Genomic DNA, 8,671 nt, shown 5'->3' with positions numbered 1-8,671 from the left:
GGTGCGGGGCGGTCGGCCGGGCCGCGGTGCGGCCGGACCCGGGGGCGGAGGTGAGGTCCGGCTCAGCCGTCGTCGCTCCGGGCGAGGAGGCCGGCGGCGTGCTCCTCGTCCAGGGCGAGCGGCCGGCTCTCCAGGAGCGCGGCCAGCTTGGCCACGGTGGACGCCTGGAAGAGGTCGCCGACGGTGACGCGCACCGGCAGCTCGGCCTCGATCCGCGCGGCCAGCCGGGCGAGCAGCAGCGACTGCGCCCCCGAGGCGAAGAAGTCCTCGTGGACCCCGACGTCGGGCCGCCCGAGCAGTTCGGCCCAGACCGTGGCGATCAGGGATTCCAGGGGGGTGCCCGGGGGCGTGCGGTCGGGGCCTGAGGCAGTCGCCGCTGCGTCGGGCCGCAGCCCTCCGATCCGGGGCAGCTCCCCGGCGAGGTACGCCTCACGCGTCGCGCGCCGCTGGATCTTCCCGCTGGAGGTCTTGGGGATGGTGCGGGCCGGCAGGAGCACCAGTTCGTGGAGTTCCGCCTCGCACTCCTCCCACACCGCGCGGCGGCCGTGCAGGGCGACCTCGTCGAGGTCCGCGCCGTCCGCCGTCTCCACCACCAGGACGAGCCGCTCCTCGCCGTCGACGGGCACGGTGAACGCCGCGCCGCAGCCGGGACGCACCGCGGGGTGCCCGAGCTCGGCGGCGTTCTCCACATCGTGCGGATACAGGTTGCGGCCGCGCAGCACGATGAGGTCCTTGAGCCGCCCGGTGACGGCCAGGGCGCCGTGCTCGTCAAGCGCCCCGAGGTCGCCGGTGCGCAGGTAGGGGCCCCGGCCGTCGGGCAGGGTGGCGCCGAACAGCGCCTCGTTCTCGGTGGGGCGGCCCCAGTAGCCGGTGGCGACGCTGGGACCCGCCACCCAGATCTCGCCGACCCGGCCCGGTGCGGCGGGGGCGAGAGTGGCGGTGTCCACGACGACGACCGACTGGCCGCCCCTCGCCGTCCCGCAGGCGATCCGCTCCACACCCTCCACCGGGAAGCGCCGGACCTCCTCGCCCAGCGGGTCACCCGTCACCAGCAGAGTCGCCTCCGCGAGGCCGTAACTGGGGCGGCAGGCGGCGGGGTCGAAGCCGGCCGGGGCGAAGCGCCGCGCGAACCGCTCGACCGTCTCCACCCGCACCGGCTCGGCGCCGTTCACCGCCGCGCGCCAGGAGGACAGGTCGAGCGACGCCAGCCGCTCGTCGTCGATCTTGCGGATACACAATTCGTACCCGAAATTCGGGGCCGGACTGATGGTGCCGCGGTGCACGGATATCGCCCGGAGCCATCGGTAAGGATTCTGAAGGAAATGCAACGGCGCCATCAGGACGGCGGGGAATCCGCCGTGGAGCGGGGCGAGAATGGCACCGATGAGTCCCATGTCGTGATAGGGAGGGAGCCAGCTCACCATGACGTCGCGCGGCGTTCCGGCGAATGCCCGGTAAATGGCTTCCGCGTTGTGCGTGAGGTTCGCGTGGGTGAGCACCACCCCGCGCGGCAGCCGGGTGGAGCCCGACGTGTACTGGAGGAAGGCGACCTGTCCGGGCTCGGGTCCGGCGGGGTCCGCCGCGGCGGACGCTTCGGCGGCCTCCTCCGGCGGGGCGTCCGTGGCGATCCAGGCCAGCGGTGCCCGCAGGGCGGTACGGCCAACCGGCAGCAGGTCCCTCGTGGTCAGCGCGATGCTCGCGCCCGCGTCGGCCACGATGGCGTCCAGCCGCCCGAGGCCGCGGGCGTCCTGGGGCGGATAGGCGGGCACGGCGACGATACCGGCGAGCAGACAGCCGTAGAACGCGACGACGTAGTCCGGTCCCGGCGGGAACAGGAGCAGTGCCCGTTCGCCCGGCCGGTGCCGGGCGACCAGCGTGCCGGCCACCCGTGCGGCGGCGCGCAGGAGATCGCCGTACCCGATGCGCAGTTCGTCATTCTCGCCGTCGAGGAGGAACACGTAGGCGGTGTCGTCCGGCTGCTTTTCCGCCCGGTGCCGGAGCACATGGACGAGCGTGGGGAATTCCTGGGCCGACAGCGCAGATATCTGTTCTTTTGCAGACATGCTCACCGCTCCTCAAGGACGCGATAAGACCCGTATTTCAGCCACCGGCTGGTCGCACGAGGCGCAACGCTAAAACACTCCCCACAGGGCGTCAACGGGGCCAAAGGTTTCATCGATCAATGGCCGTTGCAATCTTGCCACCGTGGCGCTTTCCTCGATCGTTTCGGCAGTATTGCCGCCCGGTGTCGTCGGCGCCGCGCGGACGGCGGCCGCATTCCGGAAACCCCACGGTCGCGCCCCATGCGCGCCCCCGCATCCCTCGTTTCCGCAGGCCACGGGTCTGCCATCGTGGCCGCGCGGAAGAGCGCCCGTCGCCTCCGCCGAGCACCCGGGCCGCCGCCCCGGCCGGGCGGGCCCGCCCCGCGGGACGGCTCGGGCACGGACTCGACCCGGACGTTGTCCGAAACATGACAGGTGTGCATGCTGGGGCCGCACACATCCGGCCGGGGGAGCGGCCGGCCCGAGAATCCGGGTTGCCGTGTCAGTGATCGCTGTGAGCCTCGCACCTTCCTGGAGCGGGCTGTCCGACGGGTCGTCAAGTAAGCGCAAAACGCCTCTGACCAGCAAGAACGAGGATTGTCGAGGTCCTTGTCCTTGCACCGGCCGGAGGCGCTTCTCAGTGCGTGCACCGCCCGGGACTTCCGCCACGGCACCAGCGCCGCTGATATCGCGGTGCCCAAGCCGGCCTTGCGGACCGTCTCGACCAGCAGCCCACCCCTGCCTGCGAGACCCCGCCCGGCCACCGCCCCAGTCCTGGCGGTCGTGTCCTGGGCGGCTGGCCCAAGGGCGTGCGGCTGATCGTCAGGAAGGAACGACCGCACCCCTGGGCCCAGTTGCGGCTCACGGATGCGGACGGCATGCGGCTGACGTGCTTCGCCACCAACACCTTGGGCCGGGCGATCGCCGAGCTGGAGCTCCGTCACCGGGCCCGCGGCGAGGACCGCGTCCGGGCCGCCCGGGCCACCGGCCTGCGCAACCTGCCCCCGCACCGCACCGCACCGCCCGGAACCGGATCCGGCCGGCGATCGTGCAGATTGCCCTCGACTTGCCGGCCTGGACGCCGATGCTCGCACTGACCGGCAAGGGCGGAGCTTACGGCGCCTGGCGAATGCGCGACACCTCGACATGCGAGCCCATCGGTGTCCCGGTCGAGGCCGGATCACCCGTGAAGGCGGGAACGATATTCGCCCGGGGCCGTGCCTCGGGCACGTCGGAAGGCACGGCTGAAAGCGTGCGGAGAACCGTATCCGACCGCGTCGGAGATCGACTCGACCGGCTCATCGGTATCGCGGAGCCGGACGGATGCCAGGTCGATACGCCACTGCGGTTGGATGACCCCGCGACGGCCACAGACACACGCCCGGCAATGTGATGATCTTGAGGCGCCAGCGCCAGACGCAGCGACGGCGCAGGCAGGCCGGTCCTGGTCGAGGCCGGCCCAGATGGTCCAGGTGGCCGGATTGGCATCCGCTGAGCGAGGGGGCCGCCTTCAGTCGTCCAGGGCTGTGGTGAGGCGGTCGAGGACGTGCCGGATGCCGGGTCGCCGGCCCGTCCCCGAGCGGTGGAGGGCATGGACGCTGCGGTGGACCGGGACACGCAGCGTGTGGATGCTCAGGTTCGGCTTGGAGGCCGGCAACGCCATGCGGGGAATGAGGGCGACTCCTGCGCGGCGTGCAACCAGGGCGGTCAGAACCGCGAAGTCGCCCGCCATCGCCGCGGCTCGCGGGACGAAGCCGGCAGCGCCGCACGCACGTTGTGTCATTTCGTGGCAGGCGGTCTCGGGGCCGGGAAGCAGCCACGGAGCGTCGGCGAACCGGCGCAGGTCTGCCTGCGAACCGGGGGCAAGGCGGTAGGCGGCGGCGTCGGCGGGGTGCAGGACGAGATGCACGGGTTCGTCGAACAGGGCCGTGTGTTCACAGCCCGGGGGAGCGGGACGGGGAAGCAGGCTGTAGGAGTGGGTGACCGCGATGTCCACCTCACGGCGGCCGAGGGCGGCCTCCGCTGCCGGGGGTTCGTGTTCGACCAGGAACACGGCCGGCTCTTCCGGGGCCGGTGCTGTGCCGGGCTCCGGCCAGAGACCGGGGATGATCGTGCGGGCGGCGGAGGCGAACGCCGCGACGCGGACCGTTCCGCGTTCGCCCTGGCGCAGTGCCGTCAGATCCGACTCGGCCGCGGCGAGGTTACCGAGGAGGACTCGTGCGTGATCCACGAGACGTTGCCCCGCGCCGGTCAGGTGAAGGGTCCGGCCCCGCTTCTCCAGGAGTTGCACCCCCGCTTCCTTTTCCAGCACAGCCAGTTGCTGGGACACGGCCGGCCCGGTGAGATGCAGAGCCCGCGCTGTGGCCGCAACCGTGCCGTGCGAGGCGAACTCGGCCAGCACACGGAGTCGACGGACATCCAACAAGAAAGGTCCCCTAACTGATCAACAAGAAAAAGATAACTAGACCTAATGCATATTACTCGGCAGAGTCGACAGGGTGAAGCTCAACAAGACCCTGCTCGCCCTCGCCGCCACCGTGCTGCTGTGGGCCACCGCCTTCCCCGCGATCCGGGTGGCACTGGACGGCTACGGGCCGGCCCAGTTGTCCTTCCTCCGCCTTGCCGTCGCCTCCCTCGGCCTCGCGGCCGTCGCCCCGTCGCTGGGAGTGCGCCGCCCCGCGCGCACCGACCTATGGCGCATCGCCCTCGCAGGCGGTGCCGGGATGAGCGCCTACCAGCTGCTGCTGAACTGGGGGGAGATCCATGTGCCTGCGGGCACCGCCAGCCTCATCGTGGCCACCGTCCCCGCGATGAGCGCCGTGCTGGCGGCCTGCTTCCTGGGCGAACGGTTCACCCCGGCCAAGACCGGCGGGTCACTCGTCGCCCTCGCGGGCGCGGCCCTTGTCGCCGTGTCCGGCAAGGAAAGCGGATACACGGCGGCGGCGTGGGCCGTCCTCGCGGCCGCGTGCAGCCAGGCCGTCTACAACCTGACGATCAAGCCCTTGCTGCGCCGTTATACCGGGCTCGAAGTCGCTTCCTACGCGATGTGGGCCGGAACCGCCTTTCTCGTTCCTTTCGCCCCCGGCGCCATCCGGGCCGCGCTCGACGCCCCGGCCGGTGCGACCGCGGCGGTCGTCTTCCTCGGCCTGCTGCCCTCGGCCGCCGGGTTCGTCGTCTGGGGCTACGCCGTCGCCCGGCTCAGCGTCACCGCCGCCACCGCCGCGCTCTACCTCGTCCCGCCGGTCACACTCGCCGCTTCCTACCTCTGGCTCGGCGAGCAACCGCGGCCCCTTGCGATTCTCGGCGGACTCGTCACCATCGCCGGCCTCATCCTTCTCAACAAACGCCCCAGAGCCACCAAGCACATCCCAGCCCCGTACCCGTCACCCACCATCACCCCGCGCCACCACTCCTGAAGGTACCGAGGCACATCAGGAAGAGATCACCTGCTCCGATCGTCCGGGCCCTGCTCATGGGAGGAAGCCGCCGGCCGCGACCCAGCCGACTCCGCACCCGGCGGCCCCGCGCGTCGCCCGCACCGTACGACCTCAGCGCCCCTCGCCGGCCGAGGGGGATGTCGTGGCGTGGTCCAGGGGAGTGGCAGGCTGTCCAGCGACATATTTATGAGGAAGGCGGGTCCGAACGCGGATGAACAGCAGTGCACTGACGGTGGTCCTGGAGCGTGCCGCAGGTCACCAGCAGCGCTTCGACTCGTCGTTCGAGAAGTACTTCGCCGGGCTCGGCGGTGACCTCAACGGCGCGAGGCTGGGACGCTTCACGCCCCGGTGCCTGGAGCTGCTGGCGGAGTTGTCGCTGCGAGGCGGGAAACGGGTGCGGGTCGCCCTGCTCCACGAGGCGGCACGCCTCGTCACGGAGGAGGAGGTGCCAGGGCTGCTGGAAGCCGCGCTGAGCCTTGAGCTGCTCCACAGCCACGCGCTCATCCTCGACGACATCATCGACGACTCGCCTCTGCGCCGCGGGGGACCCTCGACGCTGTACGCGTGCCGCGCGGATCTCCCCGAGAACCCGCAGGCCGCGCTGGGTCTGGCCATGATGGTGGGGGATCTCGCCGGATTCCTGGCCCTGCGCGTGCTGTTCCACGCGGACCTCCCCGCCGATCGCAAACAGGCCCTGCTCGACGTCCAGCTCGGCGTGACGACGGATACCGTCATCGGCCAGATCCTCGACCTCGAACGCGACGTCGTCTCCTCTGAGGACGACGGCCTGCTGGAGACCGTGTGCGAGTACAAGACGTCCCGCTACTCCATCCTCGCCCCCCTGCGCCTCGGCCTGCTGGCCGCGGGAGAGGACCTGGCCGAGCACGAGGAGAGCCTGCACCGGTACGCCGCGCTGGCCGGCGTCAGTGGCCAGATGCGTGACGACTACCTCGACCTCTTCGGCGACCCGGACGTCACCGGCAAACCCCTGGGTGCCGACCTGAGGGCCGGACGCCTCACCTACCTGGTCCGTGATCTGCTCGCCGCCACGGACGCGGAGGAGCACGACACCATCAGGGCCGGTCTCGGCAGTCCGGAGTGCACACCGCAGGCGATCGACCGGATCCGCGACATCGCCTACCGCCACGACGTGCACGAACGCCTGCAGTCGGCCATCGACCGATACGCGGAAGCCGCCGCCGCCGAGGCGGCCTCCTGGCGGCGGCACTGGCGTGAGGACGCCGTCGCCGTCTTCGAGCAACTGCCCGTGTGGAACACGAGGAGGACCAAGTAGACCCGAGGTCGGCGCACCGGGCCGCGCAGCCCGTGTGCCTACTCGCCCGGGGGTGACACCCAGGGGGCGAACCGCTGGTAGGTCAAGTCGTGGCCCGCGGCCAGCCTGAGCTGACCGCCCGTCCAGTCGACGACGTCCCAGTCCCACCAGGACCCTTCGGGAAGCTGGATCGCGGTATGCGCTCCTTCGGCGTTCACCGGCGGTCTCCTCGTCACGTTCGAACAGGTCGGCAGTCCGGACAGTGGCGTGCGTGCGAGCCTACGGCTCGACGAGTGAGCGCCCTGAGGTCCGGGCGGCCTCGTCACCGCGGAGCGGCCGGGGGCGATGCCGCCGAGGTGAGTCACCACCATTGACAGTGCGGGACCCTGCCGGAACACTCACATCGCCCCTCCGGTGAATGAAATTTCGCCACGCGAACATCGTGAGCGAAGGGCCACCCGCACGCCACACCGCAGTGGCAGAAAGGGAGTGCTCCGTGACTCCGTCCCCACCCCCGCGCGATCGCTCGTTCCGCAACGTCGCCCTGGTCATCGCCCTGTGCTGGATGGCCGTCTTCTTCGACGGCATGGACGTCAACATCTACGGCGCGACCATGCCGCACCTTCTCGCCGACGAGGGCCTCGGCTTCACCCCGGGCCTCGCCGGCACCATCGGCAGCTGGACCACCTTCGGCATGCTGATCGGCGCCCTTGCCGCGGGTACGCTCACCGACTGGCTCGGCCGCAAGCCTCTGGTCACCGGCAGCGTCGTGCTGTTCTCGCTGGGCTCCGCGCTGTGCGCGCTGGCCCCCGGGGCGGCCGTCTTCGGTGCCGGACGCTTCGTCTCCGGTCTGGGCCTCGGAGGTCTGATGCCGATCGGGCTGGCGATCGTCGCCGAGTTCGCCCCGCCCCGCCGGGCCGCGCTCGCCACCGGGCTCATGATGACCTCGTACCACGCGGGAGGCATGGCGGCCACCGGCATCGGTCTCGCGGTCGCCCCCGAGCACGGCTGGCGCTGGGTCTTCTGGGCGGGCGTGCTGCCCGCCGTCATCGCCGTACCACTGGTGGTCAAGTGGCTGCCTGAGTCTCCCGGTGTGCTCTTCGCGCGAGGGCGCACGGAGGAGGCATATGCCGTCGCCGACCGGTACGGCCTCGACCGCCCCGGTGTCCAAGAGGCGCCCCCGGCCGGGGCCAAGGGCCGCATGGCGGCGATCGGCGCGCTCTTCGCGCCGGGCACCCGCCTGGCCACCCCGCTGCTCTGGGTCGCGTCCTTCGCCGGTCTGCTCCTGGTCTACGGCGTCTCGACGTGGCTGCCCGAACTCATGCGTGCCTCCGGCTACTCGCTCTCCTCGTCCGTCACCTTCCTGATGGTGATCAACGCGGGCGGCATCGTCGGCATGCTGGTCGCGGGCCGTACGGCGGACCGCTTCGGCCCGGTGAAGATCTCGGCGATCTGGTTCCTGCTGACCGCCGCCGGTACGTTCCTGCTGCGCAACGAGCTTCCGCTGGGTGTCGCGTACGTGGTCGTCTTCGTCACGGGTGTCTGGCTGTTCAGCGCGCAGGTCATGGTCTACGCCGCCACCGCCCGCGTCTACGCCCCCCGCGAGCGTGCCACCGGTCTCGGCTGGGTCACGGGTGTCGGCCGCACCGGCGCCGTGGTCGGCCCGACCCTCGGCGGCGCGGTCCTGGCCGGCGGGAATGCGGGCCTGGGATTCACGACCTTCGCTGTGACCGCCGTTCTCGGGGCGGTGGCGATCTCCCTCGTCTCGCTGGTGACGGCGGGCCGTCGGCGCCCGGTGCCCGAGCCGTCGCTCGGCCGGTCGGCTCCGGCCCTGTGTGGCCGAACGTCTCGTCGGCGTCCGGCGGGCAGTCGAGTACGGGCGAGGCCTCGGTGATCGGCTGGTGCGGCCACCCTTCGTA

The 8,671-nt window shown here is 71.4% G+C and carries 6 protein-coding genes and 2 pseudogenes; 4 read left to right on the top strand and 4 right to left on the bottom strand.

Features of this window, described 5'->3' with window-relative positions:
- Positions 1 to 62: 62 nt before the first annotated feature.
- Positions 63 to 2,063, bottom strand: coding sequence for an AMP-binding protein (locus ACWCQM_RS31995; RefSeq protein ID WP_450918564.1), 2,001 nt, complete (start codon positions 2,061 to 2,063; stop codon positions 63 to 65).
- Positions 2,064 to 2,821: 758 nt separating this feature from the next.
- Here ACWCQM_RS31995 and ACWCQM_RS31990 point away from each other — a divergent pair.
- Positions 2,822 to 3,177 (top strand): annotated as a pseudogene (locus tag ACWCQM_RS31990) (IS1380 family transposase); the annotation flags it as partial.
- A 45-nt stretch (positions 3,178 to 3,222) separates the two neighbouring features.
- Here the strand turns inward: ACWCQM_RS31990 and ACWCQM_RS31985 are convergent.
- Both ACWCQM_RS31985 and ACWCQM_RS31980 read right to left on the bottom strand, forming a co-directional pair.
- Positions 3,223 to 3,393: pseudogene (locus ACWCQM_RS31985) on the bottom strand (helix-turn-helix domain-containing protein); the annotation flags it as partial.
- 159 nt (positions 3,394 to 3,552) lie between these two features.
- Complete coding sequence (locus ACWCQM_RS31980; RefSeq protein ID WP_450918563.1) at positions 3,553 to 4,464, bottom strand: LysR family transcriptional regulator; 912 nt, start codon at positions 4,462 to 4,464, stop codon at positions 3,553 to 3,555.
- Between the two features lie 76 nt (positions 4,465 to 4,540).
- Here ACWCQM_RS31980 and ACWCQM_RS31975 point away from each other — a divergent pair, with 76 nt between their 5' ends.
- Both ACWCQM_RS31975 and ACWCQM_RS31970 read left to right on the top strand, forming a co-directional pair.
- Positions 4,541 to 5,458: a DMT family transporter gene (locus tag ACWCQM_RS31975; RefSeq protein WP_450918562.1), complete on the top strand. Its 918-nt coding sequence runs from the start codon at positions 4,541 to 4,543 to the stop codon at positions 5,456 to 5,458.
- Between the two features lie 232 nt (positions 5,459 to 5,690).
- The gene (locus tag ACWCQM_RS31970) at positions 5,691 to 6,773 is read left to right on the top strand and encodes a polyprenyl synthetase family protein (protein ID WP_450918561.1); all 1,083 of its coding nucleotides are present in this window, start codon (positions 5,691 to 5,693) and stop codon (positions 6,771 to 6,773) included.
- Between the two features lie 38 nt (positions 6,774 to 6,811).
- On the opposite strand, the gene ACWCQM_RS31965 is transcribed toward ACWCQM_RS31970, so the two are convergent.
- On the bottom strand, positions 6,812 to 6,970 hold the full coding sequence (locus tag ACWCQM_RS31965; protein ID WP_450918560.1) for a hypothetical protein: 159 nt from the start codon (positions 6,968 to 6,970) through the stop codon (positions 6,812 to 6,814).
- Between the two features lie 278 nt (positions 6,971 to 7,248).
- Between ACWCQM_RS31965 and ACWCQM_RS31960 the strand changes: the two genes are divergently transcribed.
- Positions 7,249 to 8,646, top strand: a complete 1,398-nt coding sequence (locus ACWCQM_RS31960) for an MFS transporter (protein WP_450918559.1) — start codon at positions 7,249 to 7,251, stop codon at positions 8,644 to 8,646.
- The last annotated feature ends 25 nt before the right edge of the window (positions 8,647 to 8,671 follow it).

This window comes from Streptomyces sp. NPDC002125 (assembly GCF_053593715.1).
Note: the sequence above shows the minus strand (reverse complement) of the source record. Positions and strands in the feature narration are given on the sequence as shown.